We start from the raw sequence: 17,862 nt of genomic DNA on the forward strand, positions 1-17,862 counted from the left end.
CGTTGCCTCCAAGAATTTGCATGAGCAGGGGCAACGCACGGCGTTGGGCGTTCTATTCACTGCCGGTCATCCAGGCCGAGACGCGCCGCAGCGGGAGGGAGAACCGTGACGCTCGGCCCCATGGCGGCTACGGTGCCGCCGCCGTGTCCAAAGCCGTCCTGCTCCTGACCGCCCTGCTGCTCGCCTCCTGCGCCACGCCGGCGCCCTCACCTGCCCCCAGCACCCGGGGCCTGGGCGAGCCGGAGGTCTCCATCCCCGCGAAGCCGGCTGACGCGGGCGTGAAGCCCCCCGCTCCGAGTGGCCTGGAGGATCCGCTCACGTCGGGCCTGCCCGGGCCGCAGGACCTGAAGCGCCTGGACTTCCGCAACGGCGAGCCGCGACTCCCCATCAAGCTGATGGAGGGGCGCGAGGTCGTGACGTTCTCGCCGCGCGCGCGGATGCGGCTGCGCTTCGGCGGGCCGGGAGACAAGGTGCTGGACGCGCCCGCGGGCTCGCGCTGGACGGTGCGGGTGACGCAGGGCGAACCGGCCCAGTGGAGCGCGCGGCTGCAACTGGGCGAGTTCCGCTTCGCGGACAAGGCGGGGCTCGCGGAGGCGCAGGAGACATGGCGCGCGCGAGGGCTCGCGGTGCGCACGCACACGCTGGGCTCCGTGTACGGCATCGCCGGGAAGGTCATCGACAACCGGCGCTATCTCCTCCTGGGCGACGAGGCGCTGACACCCGAGGCCGCGGCGAAGCAGCAGGCGGAGCTGCTGCGCCGCTACGGCCTGCGCACCACGCTCTTCGAGGAGGTCCGCAAGCCTTCCCGCGCCATCCTGGAGCTGAAGGACGAGAACGACGCCGTGGTGGGTCTGGCGCAAGACAGGCTGGACGCGGAGACGCCGGACGGCACCGGCTTCGACGTGCGGCAGGTGGAGTACGGCGTGGGCTACGACTTCCACGCCTTCGAGGACCGCAGCTTCCGCGGCGCGCTCCAGTTCGCGGTGGACCGCGGCGGCAAGCTCGCGGTGGTGAACGTGGTGGGCCTGGAGGACCTGCTCAAGGGGCTGGTGCCGTCCGAAATCTTCGCGCGCGCGCACCCGGAGGCGCTCAAGGCCCAGGCCGTCACCGCGCGTGGCGAGGTGCTGGCGAAGGTGGGCATCAAGCACCTGGCGGATCCGTACCTGCTCTGCTCGGAGCAGCACTGCGCGGTGTACCGGGGCCGCACCGGCGAGGCGGCCAGCACCACCGCCGCGGTGGAGGCCACCCGGGGCCAGGCCCTCTTCAGCCAGGAGGGCCGGCTGGTGGACTCCGTCTACAGCGCCGTGTGCGGCGGCCACACCGAGGACAACGACGTGGTGTGGGGTGGCGCGCCGGACCCCAGCCTGCGCGGGCGGCCGGACCTGCTGGAGCCCGCGCCGGGCGTCCCCGGCCCGTCGAACCTCAAGGCGTGGCTGGCGACCTCGGACGTGCCCGCCGCGTGCAAGCTGTCCAGCTTCGCGCAGCCCACGAAATTCCGGTGGGAGAAGCGCTTCACGCAAAACCAGGTGGACGCGCTCACGGAGAAGCTGGGCGTGGGGTCCATCCAGGGGCTCGCCCTGTCCGAGCGCGGGGTGTCCGGGCGCGCCCGGCTGCTCACCGTGTCCGGGACGAAGGGCGCCACCCAGGTGCGCGGGGAGCTGAACATCCGGCGGCTCTTCGGGATGCTCAACAGCAGCATGGCCACCGTGGAGGCCGAGCGGGACGCCGAGGGCCGGCCCACCGGATGGCTGTTCCGGGGCGGCGGCTGGGGCCACGGCGTGGGCATGTGTCAGACAGGCGCCATCGGCCGGGCGGAGGCCGGGCAGAGCTATCCGGAGATCCTTCGCTTCTACTTCAACGGGGCGGAGGTCGCCCCCATCTACTGAGATGAAGCGGACATTTCGAACGCACCAACGCACGCGCTCGCGAATCTCTTCCATGTCCCAGGTGTTACGGGCCGCACGTTCGGGACTGTAGAAGCGGTCCGGAGGTTTATCATCAGGCCGTGGGCACGGGTTCCTCGACAGACTGGCGTCAGCGGCGCGCGCGGAAGCAGCGTGGGCCCTTGCGCTACCTGGTGGCGGGCATCCTGGCGCTCCTGGCCCAGGTCGCCTTCGTGGGCTTCGTGCTCCTGGTGTCGGCCGTGCAGGCGAACTTCCCTCACGAGAAGCGCCCCGCCCGGCCCACGTCCGTGGCGGTGAGGCCGCTCACGTCGGACCAGTGGGCGAAGAACCGGGGGGCGGTGACGCCGCAGCAGACGAAGCCCCGCCCCACGGAGAAGCGCGAGCCGAAGGAAGAGAAGAAGCCGGACGAGACGAAGCCCCAGGGCCAGGTGGTGGACGTGGCGCCGGGGAATGATCAGCAGTCCCCGGACGCGAAGTACCTGGCCGAGCACAACAACACGACGGAGAAGGAGACGCGCGCGCGCGACCAGACGGCCTTCTACCGCAACGCCATGCCCCAGCGGACCGCGCCCCAGAAGCAGGAGGGCGCGGCGCAGGACCAGGTGCAGCCCCCGCGCGTGTCCGGCAACAACGGCACGGGCGCGGACGACCGGGCCCAGTCCCAGGGTGGCAAGAAGCCCGTCTTCGAGATGCCGGAGACGCGCCGCAAGGAGGAGATCGCCATGAGGACGGATCCGCGCGAGCGCGGCCCGGGCATGGCGGTGAAGAACCAGTCGGAGAGCGACGCCACGCAAGGCAACGCCAAGCGCCTGCGCATCCAGCCCGGCCAGGGCGAGGAAAGCGAGCAGGAGGGCTCCACGGGCCGCGTGGGCTCCCCGGGCCTGGCCACGCTGATGCCGTCGCAGGCGGCCATGGACAAGGTCGTGGGCGCGGCGCCCAACGACATGCTCCGCGACCAGGAGGAAGGCGACGGCACCTTCCTCAACACGCGCGAGTGGAAGTACGCCAGCTTCTTCAACCGCGTGAAGCAGAGCGTGGGCATGCACTGGAACCCCAACGAGCAACTGCGCATGCGCGACCCGACGGGGAACATCTACTCCGGGCGCGACCGCCAGACGCTGCTGACCATCACCCTGGACGAGCGCGGCGCGGTGAAGGACATCCAGGTGGAGAAGAGCAGCGGCCTGGACTTCCTGGACATGGAGGCCGTGGCGTCCTTCAAGCGCGCGCAGCCCTTCCCCAACCCGCCGTCCGGCCTGCTGAGCCAGGACGCGACGGTGCGCTTCCAGTTCGGCTTCTTCCTGGAGATGGGCGGCGGCCCCCGGATGCGGCTGTTCCGACAGTAGGACCCACGGAGGCCTCGCGGTGGACGGCGCGAAGGCACTACCCTGCCCCGCCGTGGAAGCCTCTTTCGTCGACCGTGGCGCCGCGCTCCAGGAGCGCAACCGGAAGGTCCGCTTCGTCCTGTTGGCCATCCTCGTGGCCAACTGGGTCGTGGCCGTGGCCAAGCTCGTCTTCGGCCTCATGGCCCAGTCCGCGTCGGTGACGGCGGACGGGTTGCACTCGTTCATTGACGGCGGCTCCAACGTGCTGGGCCTGGTCGCCATGGGCGTCGCGTCGCAGCCGGCGGACGCGGACCACCCCTACGGCCACGGCAAGTTCGAGGCGCTCGCGTCGCTGGGCATTGGCGCGATGATTGGCGTGGGCATGCTGGAGCTGGGGCGCATGGCGTTCGACTCGCTCCTGCACGACAAGCACCCCACGGTGTCGGTGACGATGGCGGCGGTGATGGTCGCCACGCTGTTCATCAACCTGGCCGTCACCCGCGTGGAGCGGCACTACGGGGAGAAGTACAAGAGCGCCCTGCTGCTCGCGGACGCGCAGCACACGCTGTCGGACGTGTTCGTGACCATCGCCGTGCTCATCTCCATTGGCCTGGTGGCGATGGGCTTCCCTCGCGCGGACGGGCTGGTGGCGCTGGCCGTGATGGTCTTCGTCGCGCGGGTGGCCTACGGCATCGTCCGGCAGGCGGTGGGCATCCTCTCCGACACCGCGCGCCTGGACCCGGCGCAGGTGTCCCAGCACACGCTGGCGGTGGCCGGCGTGCGCTCCTGCCGCGACGTGCGCAGCCGGGGCATGGAGGAGAGCGTCTACGTGGACCTGAAGATCGAGGTCGACCCGCAGCTCACCACCGCGCAGGCCCACGAAGTGGCCGACAAGGTGGAGGAGACGCTGCAAGGGGCCTATCCGCAGGTGGTGGACGTGGTGGTCCACGTGGAGCCCGCGCGGGCCCGCTGAAAACACGAGGGCCGCCTTCCGATGCGCTGGAAGACGGCCCCGGTGACTGCTGCTGTCGAAGACGGCTTAAGCGACCTTCTGCGCGGGCGTGTCGTAGTCCTCGATGGGAGGGCACGAGCACACGAGCTTGCGGTCACCCAGCACGTTGTTCAGGCGTCCCACGGACGGCCAGAACTTGTTGTCGCGGACCCACGGCGTGGGGAACACGGCCTGCTCGCGGGTGTACGGGCGGTTCCACTCCGGCGCGGTGAGCGTGCGCGCGGTGTGCGGCGCGTTCTTCAGGACGTTGTTGTCCTTGGGCGCACGGCCCTCCTCCACGTCGCGGATCTCCTGGCGGATGGCGATCATCGCGTCGCAGAAGCGATCCAACTCCGCCTTGGACTCGGACTCCGTGGGTTCAATCATCAGCGTGCCCGCCACCGGGAACGACACGGTGGGCGCGTGGAAGCCGTAGTCCATGAGGCGCTTGGCCACGTCCTCCACCTCCACGCCCGCGGTCTTCTTGAGCGGGCGCAGGTCCACGATGCACTCGTGGGCCACCCGGCCGCGCTTGCCCCGGTAGAGCACCGGGTAGTGCGGCTGGAGCCGCTCCGCGACGTAGTTGGCGTTGAGGATGGCCATCTTCGTGGCCTGCGTCAGGCCCTCGCCGCCCATCATCTGGATGTACATCCAGGAGATGAGCAGGATGCTCGCGCTGCCCCACGGCGCCGCGGAGATGGCGCCGATGGCGTCCCCTCCGCCCGTCTGGATGACGGGGTGTCCGGGGAGGAACTTCACCAGGTGGGACGCCACGCAGATGGGGCCCATGCCCGGGCCGCCACCGCCGTGCGGGATGCAGAACGTCTTGTGCAGGTTGATGTGGCAGACGTCCGCGCCCACCAGGCCCGGCGCGGTGAGGCCCACCTGCGCGTTGAGGTTGGCGCCGTCCATGTACACCTGGCCGCCGCGCTCGTGGATGGCGGAGCAGATTTCCCGGATCTCCTCCTCGAACACGCCGTGCGTGGAGGGGTACGTCACCATCAGCGCGGCCAGCTTGTCCTTGTGCTGGTCCGCCTTGGCGCGCAGGTCGTTCAGGTCGATGTTGCCGTTCTCGTCGCACTTCGTGACGACGACCCGATAGCCGGCCATCACCGCGGAGGCGGGGTTGGTGCCGTGCGCGGAGGACGGGATGAGGCACACGTCGCGGTGCCCCTGCCCGCGCGCCTGGTGGTAGGCGCGAATCACGAGCAGGCCCGCGTACTCACCCTGGCTGCCCGCGTTGGGCTGCAGCGAGCACCCGGCGAAGCCCGTCACCTGCGACAGCGCGTGCTCCAGCTGCTCGAAGATGACCTTGTAGCCGGCCGCCTGCGAGGTGGGTGCGAACGGGTGCAGCTTGCTGAACTGGGGCCACGTCACCGGGATCATCTCCGCGGTGGCGTTGAGCTTCATGGTGCAGCTGCCCAGCGGAATCATGGAGTGCGTGAGGGACAGGTCCTTCGCCTCCAGCCGGCGCACGTACCGCAGCATCTCCGTCTCGGAGTGGTAGCGGTTGAAGACCGGGTGCGTGAGGTACGCGCTCTGGCGGCGCAGCTCGGGGGCGAGCGGGCTCTCCAGGCCTTCGGCGACCTCGTCCAGGTTCACCGGGGACGCGGACTTGTTCGCGCCCTGGATGAAGGCCGCGAGGATGTCCTCCACGTCCTTGGCGCGCGTCGTCTCGTCCAGCGACAGGCCGAGCGTCTTCTCGTCGATGCGGCGGAAGTTCATCTTCGCGCCTTCCGCGGCGGCCAGCACGCCCCGCACCTGCGGGGCCGTCAGCTCCACGCGCAGCGTGTCGAAGAACTGCTCGTGCTTCGGCTTGAAGCCCAGCTTCGCCAGGCCGCGAGACAGCACCACGGTGAGTCCGTGCACGCGCTCCGCGATGGCCTTGAGCCCCTCCGGCCCGTGGTAGACGGCGTACATGCCGGCCATCACGGCCAGCAGCACCTGCGCGGTGCAGATGTTGCTCGTGGCCTTCTCACGGCGGATGTGCTGCTCGCGCGTCTGCAGCGCCATTCGCAGCGCGGGCCGGCCCCCGGAGTCCTCGGACACGCCGATGAGGCGGCCCGGCATCACGCGGGTGTAGGCGTGCTTCGTGGCGAAGTAGGCGGCGTGCGGGCCGCCGTAGCCCAGCGGAACGCCGAAGCGCTGCGCACTGCCCACCACCACGTCCGCGCCGAACTCGCCGGGCGCGGTGAGCAGCGTCAAGGCCAGCAGGTCCGCCGCGACGACGAGCAGGCCGTCCGCCGCGTGCACCTTCTCACCGAAGGCGCGGTAGTCGTGCGCCACGCCGTCCGTCGCCGGGTACTGCACCAGCGCGCCGAAGAACTTCTTCTGGGACAGGTCCACCGTGCGGTGGTCGCCCACGACGACCTCCACGCCCAGCGGGAGGGCGCGCGTACGCACCACGTCCACCGTCTGCGGGTGGCAGCCGTCGGAGACGAAGAACGCGCCCCCGGCGTCGGTGCCCTTGGCGTGCAGCGCGAGCGCCATGGCCTCCGCCGCGGCGGTGCCTTCATCCAGCATGGAGGCGTTGGCCACTTCCATGCCGGTGAGGTCCGTCACCATCGTCTGGAAGTTGAGCAGCGCTTCCAACCGGCCCTGGGCGATCTCCGCCTGGTAGGGCGTGTACTGGGTGTACCAGCCCGGGTTCTGGAAGATGTTGCGCAGGATGACGTTGGGGACGTGGGTGTCGCTGTAGCCCATGCCGATGAAGGACCGGAACACCTGGTTCTTCGCCGCGATGGCCTCCAGCTGCGCCAGCACCTCGTTCTCACCCTTGCCCGCGGGCAGCCGCAGGGGCTCCGGGGAGCGGATGACGGGCGGCACGGTGGACTCCACGAAGGCGTCCAGCGAGTCCACGCCCAGCGTGGACAGCATCTGCTTCACTTCAGGGGTCTCCGGGCCGATGTGCCGGCCGGCGAAGGACTCCTGGTACTTCCAGTTGAGGGACATGGTCGAAGGGCTCGCGTGAGGTGCGGTAGGAAGTTCGGCGTCCGAGCGGGCTCGGCACTCCATGGAGCGTCTCTAACAACCGGGACGCCCGACTTCTTGCGCGCGCGGAACTACTCCTTGGTGAGCTTCTCGTAGGCGGCGGCGTCCAGCAGGTTGCTCAGCTGCCCGGCGTCCGAGAGCTCGATCTCCACGAGCCACCCGTCCCCGTACGGATCCGTGTTGAGGTTCTCGGGCTCTTCCGTGAGGTCGGTGTTCACCTTCACGATCGTGCCGGAGACAGGTGCGAACAGCTCCGACACGGCCTTGACGGACTCGACGGTGCCGAACGAGTCGCCGGCCGACACCTGGGCGCCCAGCTTGGGCAGCTCCACGTAGACGATGTCGCCCAGTGTGGTCTGGGCGTGGTCGGTGATGCCCACCACGACGCTCTTGCCCGCGACGCGGGCCCACTCGTGCTCCTGGGTGTACTTCAGGTCCTGCGGGATGTTGGCCATGGGGTTTCAGCTCCTCACAACAGGTGGGGAAGGAAGGAAATCAGGACTTCTTGAGGAAGGGGGTCTTCACGACGACGGCGGGCACGGCGCGGCCGCGGATGTCCACGTCGAAGGTGGAGCCTTCCGCGGCGAGGTTCGCCGGCACGTAGGCCATGCCGATGGACTTCTTCACCGTGGGGCCCATGGTGCCGCTCGTCACCTCGCCCACGCGCTCACCGTTCTTGAGGACGGAGTAGCCGTGGCGGGGGATGCCCTTGTCGGTGAGCTCGAAGCCCACCAGCTTGCGCGGCACGCCCGCGGCCTTCTGCGCGGCGAGCGCGTCCTTGCCGATGAAGCCGCCCGCCTTGTCCAGCTTGACGATCCACCCCAGGCCCGCCTCCAGGGCGGTGTGCGCGTCGTCGATGTCGTTGCCGTACAGCGCGTACTTCATCTCCGTGCGAAGCGAGTCGCGCGCGCCCAGGCCACAGGGCTTCACGCCGTCCGGCTGCCCGGCCTCCAGGAGCGCGTCCCAGAGCTTCACGGCGTCGCCGGCGGCGCAGTACAGCTCGAAGCCGTCCTCACCGGTGTAACCCGTGCGGGAGATGATGGCCTTCACGCCAGCGACCTCCCCTTCCGTGAAGCGGTAGGTGCCCACCTGGGACAGGTCCGACTTCGTCAGGCGCTGCACCAGCCCCACGGCCTTGGGACCCTGGATGGCGATCTGCGCGTAGTCGTCGCTCTTGTCCACGGGCTTGACGCCTTCCGCGCGCGCGTTCATCCAGGCGAAGTCCTTCTCGCGGTTGCTGGAGTTGACGCAGATGAGGATGCGCTCGGGGCTGAAGCGGTAGGCGACGACGTCGTCCACGAAGCCGCCCAGGTCGTTGAGCAGGCCCGCGTAGACGGCCTGGCCGTCCTGGATTCGGGAGAGGTCGTTGGAGATGAGCCGGTTCACGGTCTCCAGGGCGCCCGGGCCGGTGAACTCGATCTCGCCCATGTGGGAGACGTCGAAGAGGCCGACAGCGGTGCGCACGGCCTCGTGCTCGGCGGTGAGGGACGAGTACTGCACCGGCATGTCCCAGCCGGCGAAGTCGACCATGCGGGCCCCCAGCTTGCGGTGGGCCTCGTTGAGGGGCGTACGCCGGGTCATTGACTTCTCCATGATGGGCAGGGGGTGGCGAAACGGCGCGGACTATAGCGGCGCACCTTCTCCGATCAAGGCCGACGCGGAAGGGACTAAACTCCTCCCGACATGAAGATTCGCAACTGCCTCAACCCCTCCAAGCCGAGCTTCTCCTTCGAGTTTTTTCCTCCCAAGACGGACGCGGGCGTGGCCTCGCTCCTGCGCACGGTGGAGGAGCTTGCGCCGCTGGAACCGGGGTTCGTGTCGGTGACGTACGGGGCGGGCGGGAGCACGCGCGACCGGACGGTGGACCTGGTCACGCACATCAAGAAGCACACCGGCATCGAGGCGATGGCGCACCTGACGTGCGTGGGACACACCCGCGACGAGCTTCGTGACGTGCTGCGCCGGCTCGACGCGGCAGGCATCGAGAACGTGCTCCTGCTGCGAGGGGACCCGCCGCTGGGGCAGGCGACGTTCGAGCCGGTGCCCGGAGGCTTCCGCTACGCGGAGGAGTTGGTCCGATTCGTTCGAGAAGAGGATTTCAACTTCTGCCTGGGAGGCGCGTGCTATCCGGAGGGCCACGTGGAGACGGCGTCGCGCGAGGACGACCTCAAGCACCTGAAGGCCAAGGTGGATGCGGGGATGGACTTCGTGGTGACGCAGCTCTTCTTCGACAACGCCTTCTATTTCGACTTCGTGGAGCGGGCGCGGCGGGCGGGCATCAACGTCCCCATCGTTCCCGGCATCATGCCCATCACCAACTACGAGCAGGTCCAGCGCTTCACGCGCATGTGTGGCGCGACAGTGCCCATGCGTCTGGCGTTGCAGATGGAGCGCGTGAAGGATCAGCCTGACGCCGTCGTGCAGCTGGGTGTCGCGCACGCCACGGTGCAGTGCATGGAGCTGCTCGCGCGCGGCGTGCCGGGCATCCACTTCTACACGCTGAACAAGTCTCCCGCGACGCGGATGATCGTGGGCGCGCTGAAGGGGCGGTCATGAGCGGTCCTGGTCCTCAGCTGGAGTCGGGCGACCCGCGCATCAAGATCTTCCAGATCGTGCGCTTCCCGGCGTTCTTCCTGCTCGTCGTGGGCGTGCTGCACGTCACCTTCAGCCTGCTCGGCGGGCTGCTGGCGGCGCTGAAGGTGGCGTCGCCCTTCTCGACGCCGGGGCAGGCGCCGGTGGTGCTGGAGTTCACGACGGGCTTCACGCTGGCCATCCTGGGCGGGATCCTCTGCGGGGTGCTCGCCGTCTGGGGCGCGTGGAACGCGATGAACCTCAAGGGGTACGGCCTGGCGACGGTGGGCGCCATCTGCGCGATGTACACGCTGACGCCCGGCTGTTTCGTGGGCGTGCCGGTGGCGGTGTGGATGCTCTTCACGCTGCGCCGTGACGGGGTGCGCGAGGCCTTCGCACCATGAACCCGCGCGCCGTCCGCACGGTGCGCTTCCTGCTCACGGGCCTTGGGAACGTGGGCGTGCCGCTCCTGGAGATCATCCAGTCGCGCGCGTCTCTCTTGATGGAGCGCTACCGGCTGGAGCTGTTGCCGGTGGGGTTGGCGGACTCGGGCGGCGCGGCGGTGTCCCCGCACGGATTGGACATCGGCGCGGTGCTGGCGGTGAAGCGGGCGCGGCATTCCGTGGCGTCGCTGCCGGTGGTGGGGCGTCCGGGGTTGAGCGGGCGAGACCTGGTGCGCGAGGTGAAGGCGGACCTCTTGCTGGAGGCCACGCCCACGAGTTTCCAGGACGGGCAGCCCGGGTTGGACATCACGCGGGACGCGCTGTCGCGAGGCATGGCGGCGGTGCTCGCGAGCAAGGGGCCGCTGGTGCTGGGGTTCCAGGAGCTGGCGGGCATGAGCGACCTGGAGTCGCCGGGCCGCCCTCCCCTGCGCTTCAGCGCGGCGGTGGGCGCGTCGATGCCGCTGGTGAACGTGGGCCGCCGGGACCTGGCGCTGGGGAAGCTGGGCCGGTTCGAGGGCGTGCTCAACAGCACCAGCCACCTGCTGCTGTGCCGCATGGCGGAGGGCAGGACGTACGAGGCCGCGCTGGCGGAGGCGCAGTCGCTGGGCATCGCGGAGACGGACCCCACGCTCGACGTGGATGGCTGGGACACTGCGGGCAAGCTGGTCATCCTGGCCAACGCGGTGATGCGCGTGCCGACGATGCTGAAGGACGTGGCCGTAACGGGCATGCGCGGCGTGACGCGCGCGGAGCTGGACGCGGCGACGGCGAAGGGCGGCCAGGTGCTGCTGCTGGCGCGCGGCGAGCCCGTGGGCGGTGAGCAGTGGGAGTGGAGCGTGCGGCCCACCGCCGTGGACTCGGCCCATCCCCTGGCCCGGCTGGGCGCGATGGAGATGGGCGCGGTGTTCCGCAGCGACCTGCACGGCGTGAACACCGTCATCAACGGTGAGCAGGGCGCGCGGGGCACGGGCGCGGCGATGCTGAAGGACGTGCTGGAGATCTTCCCGGACTGAGGGGGCGTCACGGGGCACGGGGAAGATGTGCGAAGCTCCTGGGTCCCACCGGCGTGGACCCGACGCGCCGTTCTCCCCGAGGTACACCATGAAGCTGCTCCGCCGCTCCGACCTCCCGAAGATGGCTTCCCTCCTGATGCTGTTCGCGGCGCCCGCGTTCGCGGCGGAAGACACCCAGGTGTCCTCGGTGCAGGCGCCCGTCGAAGACGATAAGTGCTCCGTCTGCGGCCCTGCCCCCTGCTGCGTGGTGCTCTGGACCGCGTGGTGCGGCTGCCCGTTCGCCAGCACTGCCAGCGTCGAGAACGAAGCCTCCGCGGAGGAGCTCCTGGCGTGCGCGCCCCAGAGCCAGCCCCAGACGGCTCCGGAGCAGAGCCAGTCGCTGTAGTTCCTGGCCGCGCGCCCCCGGACGGAACAGGTCCGGGGGCTTCGCGTCTCATCCGCGCGTCGCGGCCAGGGTGGTGGTCCATCGTGTCGCTCGGGTCCGCGAGCATCGTGGGCGTACCGAGCCCCAGCCGTCGCAAGGCCGCGCGGGTCTGGACCTCCACGTCGAACCCGTCACCGTCCGCCGCCAGCCGGGTCATCGACGCCAGTCAGCGGCAGACGACATCAGTGGGCGCGCTCCGCGACACGGAGGGGTGGCGCCACGCCCACGGCATGCCGACGGATTGGGCTCTCCGCTGAGCGGCCTGAGGCGTCTGCGTCGCCAGGACGCCCATCACCCTCGCGTCCCCCTCCTGGCCGTCTCGGCTCAACCCGCTCGCGGTCGTTCACCTCGACGCCTCCACCCGAGAGCAGCCTGGGAGCCACCACTCCGACCCCAACAACAACCACGAGCCCGATGACGCCCATGACCACCCACTTGAGCGGCGAGGGCCTGGAGGTGGCGGGTCTCGCCCGGGCCCTGGCCGGAGCCCCGGCGGGCCGGGCCGCGAGAGCTGGGCTGGTGCCGGCGGTCGCGGCGGGCCCTCGAGCCAGGCCTCTGCGCGGCACGGTTCCATGCGGTCCGGCACCCGGCCGGGGGCGCGGGTCCGCGTGCACACGAGGAGAACCGCCAGAGCCCGTGCGCAGCGGTTCTCCCATGCTCGGGAGCGCGCCCATGAACGGACCGTCCCGGGTGGGTCCGAACTCCGCGAGCCAGTCGCCCAGCGAGGCCTTGAAGAACCGGGCCACGGCCGCCGCCGACGAGTTGAGCCGGTGGTGTGCCATCACCGCCTCGATCTCCTCGCGCATGGCCGCTGCGGATGGCGTGCGACGCGCAGGATCCTTCACGAGTGCGCGCAGGATGAGCTCCGACACATCCCGGGGGATGCCCGGCTCGAGTTGCGACGGCACGGGCGCCGGCTCCCGCACGATGGCGCTGAGCGTGGCCGCGTTGTTGTCGCGCTTGAAGGGCACCTGGCCGGTGAGCAGTTCGAAGAGCACCACGCCCAGGGCAAACACGTCATTGCGCGCGTCCAGGGGCTGGCCCACGATGGCCTCAGGGGAGAGATAGGCGATCTTCCCCTTGAGCACACCCGCCTGGGTGTTCCCCTCGCCCTGCACCTTGGCGATGCCGAAGTCGCTCAGCTTGATGGCGCCGTCGAGCGAGACAAGGACGTTGTGGGGACTCACGTCGCGGTGCACCACCGGATGGGGCACACCGGCCGGGTCCACGTAGCTGTGCGCGTAGTGCAGGCCCGCGGCGGTCTCGGCGACGATGCGCAGCGCGTGCTCGATGGGGAGGACGATTCCCTTGCGCCGCAGCTCGTTCATCAACCTCTGGAGATCCGGGCCACGCACGTACTCCATGAGGATGCACGCCGCGCCGTCGTTCATGCCCACGTCGAACGTCTGCACGATGTTGGGGTGCGTGAGGCGCGCATTGGCACGCGCCTCGGCGAAGAGCATGTCGACGAACTCCGCGTTCTCCGCGAGCTGCGGGAGGAGCTTCTTCATCACCACGAAACTCTCGAACCCCTTCACGCCCACCCGTCTGGCGAGGAACACCCCGGCCATGCCGCCCTGCCCCAACCGGCGGATGATCTGCACTCGGGTAGCTCCTCCCATGGAGCCGCCGAGGTCCGGGCTACCACTCCTAGCGTTCGGCGCCAGGTGAATGGGGCCGAACAGGCACTGGCTGAGGGCCCGCAGCTCGAGCGCCTCGATGTCTTTCAGCGGCTGCTTTACCAGCGACGAGCGGCGCAGCAGCGGCACCCACTGGGGAAGGGACGGCAGGCGCGCGGTCCCGCCGCAGACGGGGCACTCTCGTTCGAGGCTGTCATTGGCGCGCAGCCTGGACAGGTACTCGGAGGCCAGGACGCGTTGGTGATGCGAGTGGCCGCAGTCGCAACACTCGCACGGCAACCACAACGTGCCGATCCGCGCGGTGAGCTGTTGGGTGAAGCGCGTCAGCGCGCCCAGCACCGGCGGTGGCACCCGGCACAGCACCACCTTGGCGCCCTGCGCCGCCGTGGCCAGCACCTGCTCCAGTTTGGGAACCGCCTGGGGCTCCACTCGGGTGACATGGGAGAAGTCGAAGGCGACGCGCCCGTCCAGGCCCGAGGCCAACCGTCGCACGTTCAGGCTCCCCTTCAGCTCGCTGGCCAGGGTGATGTACGTGATGTCGTCCTGGAGAATCTTCAGGGGCGTGGGGAGCGAGAAGGACGCGCCCGGCGTGGCGGCGCGCAGGTAGCCCATCACCACCGGCTCCACCGTGCCGGGCTGCTGATGCCTCACGTAGTCGAAGAACTCGCTCGGCTGCTCCGCGAACTCCAGCGTGCCGGCGCACACCGGGCAGGCATGCCCGGGGACCCGGCCCTCGGCGAGGCTGGGAGCCTCCGACCGGAGATCCACCAGGCGCAACCGGCCCTTGCCGCAGGCGCGGCACGCGAAGGGTGCCAGCACCGACAGCACCCGCGACACGCCGGCGAAGCCTTCCACCATGTTGAGCTGGTCCACCATCACCGGTGGCGCGTTGACCACGGAGAGCGACAGGCCTCCCGGAGGCAGCTTGCTGACGAACTCCACCCACCTCCGCACACCGAAGGAGCTGATTCGCTCCACCCGGCCGAGGTCGACGATGATGAACCCATCCAGGTCTGGCGAGGACGACGTCAGCGGAAACGTCTCATCGATGACGCCAGCAATGTGGATGTGGTTGATGGGACCCACGCGCACGCGGCGGATTCTGGCATTGGAACCTTGCTGTGTTTTCATCGTTCCGCTCCTCCTGCCGATCAGCTCCATGGGTCACCATCCGAAGGCTCAAATGCGCTGGTCCGCGATGGTGCGCTGCTTGTGGGCGTTGATGGCGGAGCTCGCGCCCAGGGTGATGGCGGCGATGCCCAGGCCCACCGCCACGCCCGCCGGGCCACCGAAGGCTCCCACGGCCGCGGCCGTCGCGAAGTAGCCCGCAGCCGAGCCGCCAGCCGTCACCGCACCCTGGGCAATCCTCCACGGATCATCCGCCCGGACGCCCTGGAAGATGTCCCAGCCCCCCGTGACCACCCCCAGGCCCGCGGAGGCCCTCGCGGACAGCGCTCCGGCAATGGCCGGGTTGCGCCGGCCCTCCAATGAGCCCAGGGAGAGCCCCTTGCCCTTGCCGCTCAGCGACGTCGCCAGAGCCAACCCACCGGAATAGAGGTCCCACCCCCCCATCCCGAGTGACTTGGTCGCGGTGACGGCTTGCTCTTGGGTCAGGTTCCCCTGGCTCAGGCCGTTCAGGAGCTGCCGTCCGCCAGCCCAGGCGGTCAGGAGGCCCGCGCCGGCCTGGAGGGCGCCAGAGGCTCCACCCGTAAGGCGCTGCTCGGGGTTCAGGCTGATGGAAAGAGCCTGCTTGGTGAACTCCGGCCGCTTGGACCAGCTGGCCCGGTCCTTGATCGCGGACGGGTCGCCAATGCCAAGCTTCTTGTGGCTGTCGGTGGTGATTTCCTTCTTCAGGAGGAAGAGACCGTACGCGCTGGTGCTCTCCGCGGTTTTGATGGCCGCGGGGTCAGGCCGCCCATACCCGGCCTCAGGGGCGTTCGGCTTGCCGTCCCAGAGTGCCGCCGTCTTGCTGAAGTCGCTCACCTGCTGCGACAGCCCATCCATGCTGAGAGCGCCGAGCGCGCCCTGCTCCCTGGGGAACTTCTGGAGGTCGTCGGCGGTCTTGACCTGCTTGCCATTGACGGTGAGCCGGGTGCCCTCGCCCTCCGCGATTGAAGCCCGGGCGCTCCCCTCCGGACCGGTCACGGAGAACGAGGCGCGCGTGAGCTGAGGGCCCTTGTCCGTGAGGACAGACGTCTGCTCGTGCTGGGTGGTGAGCGAAGGGCCGCCCCGGGGCGTCTCGCTGCGCGTGGCACGCTCGGTGACCTCCCGCTCACCCCTCTTGTTGCGTGTTTCGGTGCGTGCGTAGTCCTGCACCGTCCGCGCGCCGTTCGCGTCCGTCTGGTCCGAGTGGAAGGACGTGACCTGGCCCTTCGCATTGTAGGTCCGGGACGTGGTGCCCTGGATGTCCACCAGGCCGCCCTTGCCATCCGGGTTCGGGACCTTGCCCTCGGAGGTCTCGGTGACGGTGTCGCCCTGCACCTTCTTGCGGGTGGTGACCGTCAGGTCAGGCTGCCCCTCGACGAACACCTGGGTGTTCAGCTCGTTGGGCTTGCTCTTCTCCAGCGTCCACGTCTTCGGCGAGCTGTCCGCGTCCTTCGACTCCTCGCGGACCTTCCTCAGGTCGTCCGTCGTCGGAGCCCGCTTCCCCTCCGCGGGCGACTCCAGCACCTTGCTCTGCGTCTCGGTGACCCGCAGCGGAGTGCCTTCCTGGAAGTACGACGTGCCCTGGGTGACGGTGGCCTGGGCCGGCTTCCCGTCCGGGTCCTTCGCGCCGGCGGGCGGCAGCTGGGTCGTGGTCGTCGCCACCTTGTTGATGGGATTGCCGGGGTCATCGAACTGCTCGCCGAAGTCCCGTTTGATGCCTCCCGTGCCCTGCTGGCTGCTGTATCGCTTCTCCGTCTGGGTGTACCCGCCTTCCGGAGTCCGCGTAATGGACGTCTGTGCCAGCTCGCCACGCGTCCTCTCCACCTTGACGGACGAGTACCTCACGTCCGGGTCCTGCACCCAGGACAGGGTGTCCGGAGATGGCGGTGTCGCGGGCGCGCCGGACGCACTCTCCTTCCAGCTCGCCTGGGTGACGGTGGTGGAGGTGTCGGTGCCCACGCCCGTGCTCTCCACGATGCTGCGCTCGGCGCGCCCCTGGTCGTACCGGGTGCTGTCCAGGGCGACCTTGCCCCCCTCGACACGGGCCTCGGTGCGCTCGACGACCTTCCCCTCCTTGTCCTTCTGGACCAGGACGGCGCGGTTCTTCGTCGAGCCTGGCTCCACGGATATGCCCGGGGGCAGGTCCTTGGGGTCCTTGCCCGCCAGGTCGAGGAGCTCCCGGGCCCGTTCACGGGCCCGGGTGTCGGTCTGCTCCTGCGCGGCATCCACCGCCTCCTTCTCCTCTAGCCCCGTGTGGAGGGCCACCTCCTCGCGCAGCGCCGCTTCCTGGCGGGTCTCGGGGGCGCTGGCCTTGAACTCGGGGCTGATGTCGGAGATGGCGTCCGCGGCCTCTTGACGGCCCGCCGCGCGGTGCTGACGGCTCGCCTCCGCGCCGAGCTCCACCACCTTGGGATCCTTCGCGTTGGCCTTCAGCGCCTGACCGAGCGTGCCATGGCTTCGCTCATTCTGGAGGAGCTGTCGGACCAGTTCCTTGCGCGCCTCCGGCCCCGCCAGCGACGCGCTCTGGGCGAGGGCCTTCACGGTGGCGTTCGTGTCCTCGGGGCGCACGTACGAGTCCGCCAGGGACGCCGCCATCTTCTCTGTCTGCGGCGCGCTCTCCTTCACGAGCGACTGGCGGTAGACGGGGTCGTGTCCCTGCTCGAGCTGACGCTGGAGTTCCTCGGCGCCCTCGCGGGGACTGCGCTGGGTGGCTTCGGCGACGCGCTTCACATCCTCCTTCGCGGCCTCCTGTGGCGTGACCGCCGCGCGGGTCCCGAACAGCCGCTCCTGCGCCTTTGGGTCCAGGCTCCCCGCATCGAAGACGTCCCGGACCTTGTTCGCATCCGGGTAGGGCTGCGTGAGTCCCGCTTCCTTCGCCTTCGTATTGGCCTTCCGCTCCGCGTCCAGCGCGGCGTTGGCCGTGTCGTGGGCCGCGCGCCAGGACGTGTCCGCGGTCTCCCTGGCCTCCCGCGCCGTGCGAGCGGTCTTGTCGGCGCGAGTGGAGGCCTTGTCGAACTTCGCCTGCGACTCCTCGACCCTCCGGTCGGTGGCATTCTGGCGCTCGGCGTCTCCCGGGCGGGAGCCCCGGTCCAGTTGCTGCGTCTGCTGCGAATCCCGTTTGCCAAGGGCCCGGTCCAAGTCCTCCCGGGCCTCGCGCTTCTGCGCCTGCGCGACCTTGTCCGCGTCCGCGGCCTTCTTGGCCGTCGTCGCGTCCTGATGCGCCTTCTGCTGCCCCACCGCCGCGTCTTCGCGCCGCCGCTGGGCCACCTTCTGGAAGTCCTTGGCGGCCTTCACCTTCGGCTCGACCTGGGGCGCCTCCGATTTGGGGGGCGGCGGCGGAACGACGACCGGCTTCTTCTCATCGACGCGAGCCATGGGGAACTCCGGTGGGCGGGCATACGCATGCCCGGAGGT

Annotated in this window: 12 protein-coding genes; 7 read left to right on the forward strand and 5 right to left on the reverse strand. The window is 69.8% G+C overall.

Annotated features, from left to right (window positions below; genetic code table 11):
• The first annotated feature begins 20 nt into the window (after nucleotides 1-20).
• The 3 genes from D7Y11_RS13020 to D7Y11_RS13030 all read left to right on the forward strand — a co-directional run bounded on the left by D7Y11_RS13020 (nucleotide 21) and on the right by D7Y11_RS13030 (nucleotide 4,202).
• Nucleotides 21-1,886, forward strand: coding sequence for a SpoIID/LytB domain-containing protein (locus D7Y11_RS13020; protein ID WP_233607275.1), 1,866 nt, complete (start codon nucleotides 21-23; stop codon nucleotides 1,884-1,886).
• A gap of 119 nt (nucleotides 1,887-2,005) precedes the next feature.
• Nucleotides 2,006-3,250: an energy transducer TonB gene (locus D7Y11_RS13025; RefSeq protein WP_126933851.1), complete on the forward strand. Its 1,245-nt coding sequence runs from the start codon at nucleotides 2,006-2,008 to the stop codon at nucleotides 3,248-3,250.
• 52 nt (nucleotides 3,251-3,302) lie between these two features.
• Nucleotides 3,303-4,202, forward strand: coding sequence for a cation diffusion facilitator family transporter (locus tag D7Y11_RS13030; protein ID WP_120577402.1), 900 nt, complete (start codon nucleotides 3,303-3,305; stop codon nucleotides 4,200-4,202).
• 66 nt (nucleotides 4,203-4,268) lie between these two features.
• Here D7Y11_RS13030 and gcvP read toward each other — a convergent pair whose 3' ends face one another.
• The 3 genes from gcvP to gcvT form a co-directional block, all read right to left on the reverse strand.
• Nucleotides 4,269-7,172, reverse strand: a complete 2,904-nt coding sequence (gene gcvP, locus D7Y11_RS13035; RefSeq protein ID WP_126933852.1) for an aminomethyl-transferring glycine dehydrogenase — start codon at nucleotides 7,170-7,172, stop codon at nucleotides 4,269-4,271.
• A gap of 110 nt (nucleotides 7,173-7,282) precedes the next feature.
• Nucleotides 7,283-7,666: a glycine cleavage system protein GcvH gene (gene gcvH / locus D7Y11_RS13040; protein ID WP_120577400.1), complete on the reverse strand. Its 384-nt coding sequence runs from the start codon at nucleotides 7,664-7,666 to the stop codon at nucleotides 7,283-7,285.
• Nucleotides 7,667-7,706: 40 nt separating this feature from the next.
• Nucleotides 7,707-8,792, reverse strand: a complete 1,086-nt coding sequence (gcvT, locus tag D7Y11_RS13045; RefSeq protein ID WP_126933853.1) for a glycine cleavage system aminomethyltransferase GcvT — start codon at nucleotides 8,790-8,792, stop codon at nucleotides 7,707-7,709.
• A 102-nt stretch (nucleotides 8,793-8,894) separates the two neighbouring features.
• On the opposite strand from gcvT, the gene metF reads away from it, so the two are divergent.
• The 4 genes from metF (at nucleotide 8,895) to D7Y11_RS13065 (ending at nucleotide 11,623) form a co-directional block, all read left to right on the forward strand.
• Nucleotides 8,895-9,767, forward strand: coding sequence for a methylenetetrahydrofolate reductase [NAD(P)H] (metF, locus tag D7Y11_RS13050; protein WP_120577398.1), 873 nt, complete (start codon nucleotides 8,895-8,897; stop codon nucleotides 9,765-9,767).
• Nucleotides 9,764-10,186 (forward strand): hypothetical protein, encoded by a 423-nt coding sequence (locus tag D7Y11_RS13055; RefSeq protein ID WP_120577397.1) that lies wholly within the window; start codon nucleotides 9,764-9,766, stop codon nucleotides 10,184-10,186. Before metF ends, D7Y11_RS13055 begins: the two co-directional genes overlap by 4 nt.
• The gene (locus D7Y11_RS13060; RefSeq protein ID WP_126933854.1) at nucleotides 10,183-11,238 is read left to right on the forward strand and encodes a homoserine dehydrogenase; all 1,056 of its coding nucleotides are present in this window, start codon (nucleotides 10,183-10,185) and stop codon (nucleotides 11,236-11,238) included. The genes D7Y11_RS13055 and D7Y11_RS13060 overlap by 4 nt, the downstream gene beginning before the upstream one ends.
• An 88-nt stretch (nucleotides 11,239-11,326) precedes the next feature.
• A complete protein-coding gene (locus tag D7Y11_RS13065; protein WP_121754196.1) occupies nucleotides 11,327-11,623 on the forward strand; it encodes a hypothetical protein in 297 nt (98 codons plus the stop codon).
• Between the two features lie 221 nt (nucleotides 11,624-11,844).
• Here the strand turns inward: D7Y11_RS13065 and D7Y11_RS13070 are convergent, their stop codons facing one another.
• A complete protein-coding gene (locus D7Y11_RS13070) occupies nucleotides 11,845-14,433 on the reverse strand; it encodes a serine/threonine-protein kinase (RefSeq protein WP_126933855.1) in 2,589 nt (862 codons plus the stop codon).
• 48 nt (nucleotides 14,434-14,481) lie between these two features.
• Nucleotides 14,482-17,823, reverse strand: a complete 3,342-nt coding sequence (locus D7Y11_RS13075; RefSeq protein ID WP_126933856.1) for a hypothetical protein — start codon at nucleotides 17,821-17,823, stop codon at nucleotides 14,482-14,484.
• Between the last annotated feature and the right edge of the window lie 39 nt (nucleotides 17,824-17,862).

This window comes from Corallococcus sp. AB018 (assembly GCF_003986945.1).
Taxonomy (GTDB): domain Bacteria; phylum Myxococcota; class Myxococcia; order Myxococcales; family Myxococcaceae; genus Corallococcus; species Corallococcus exiguus.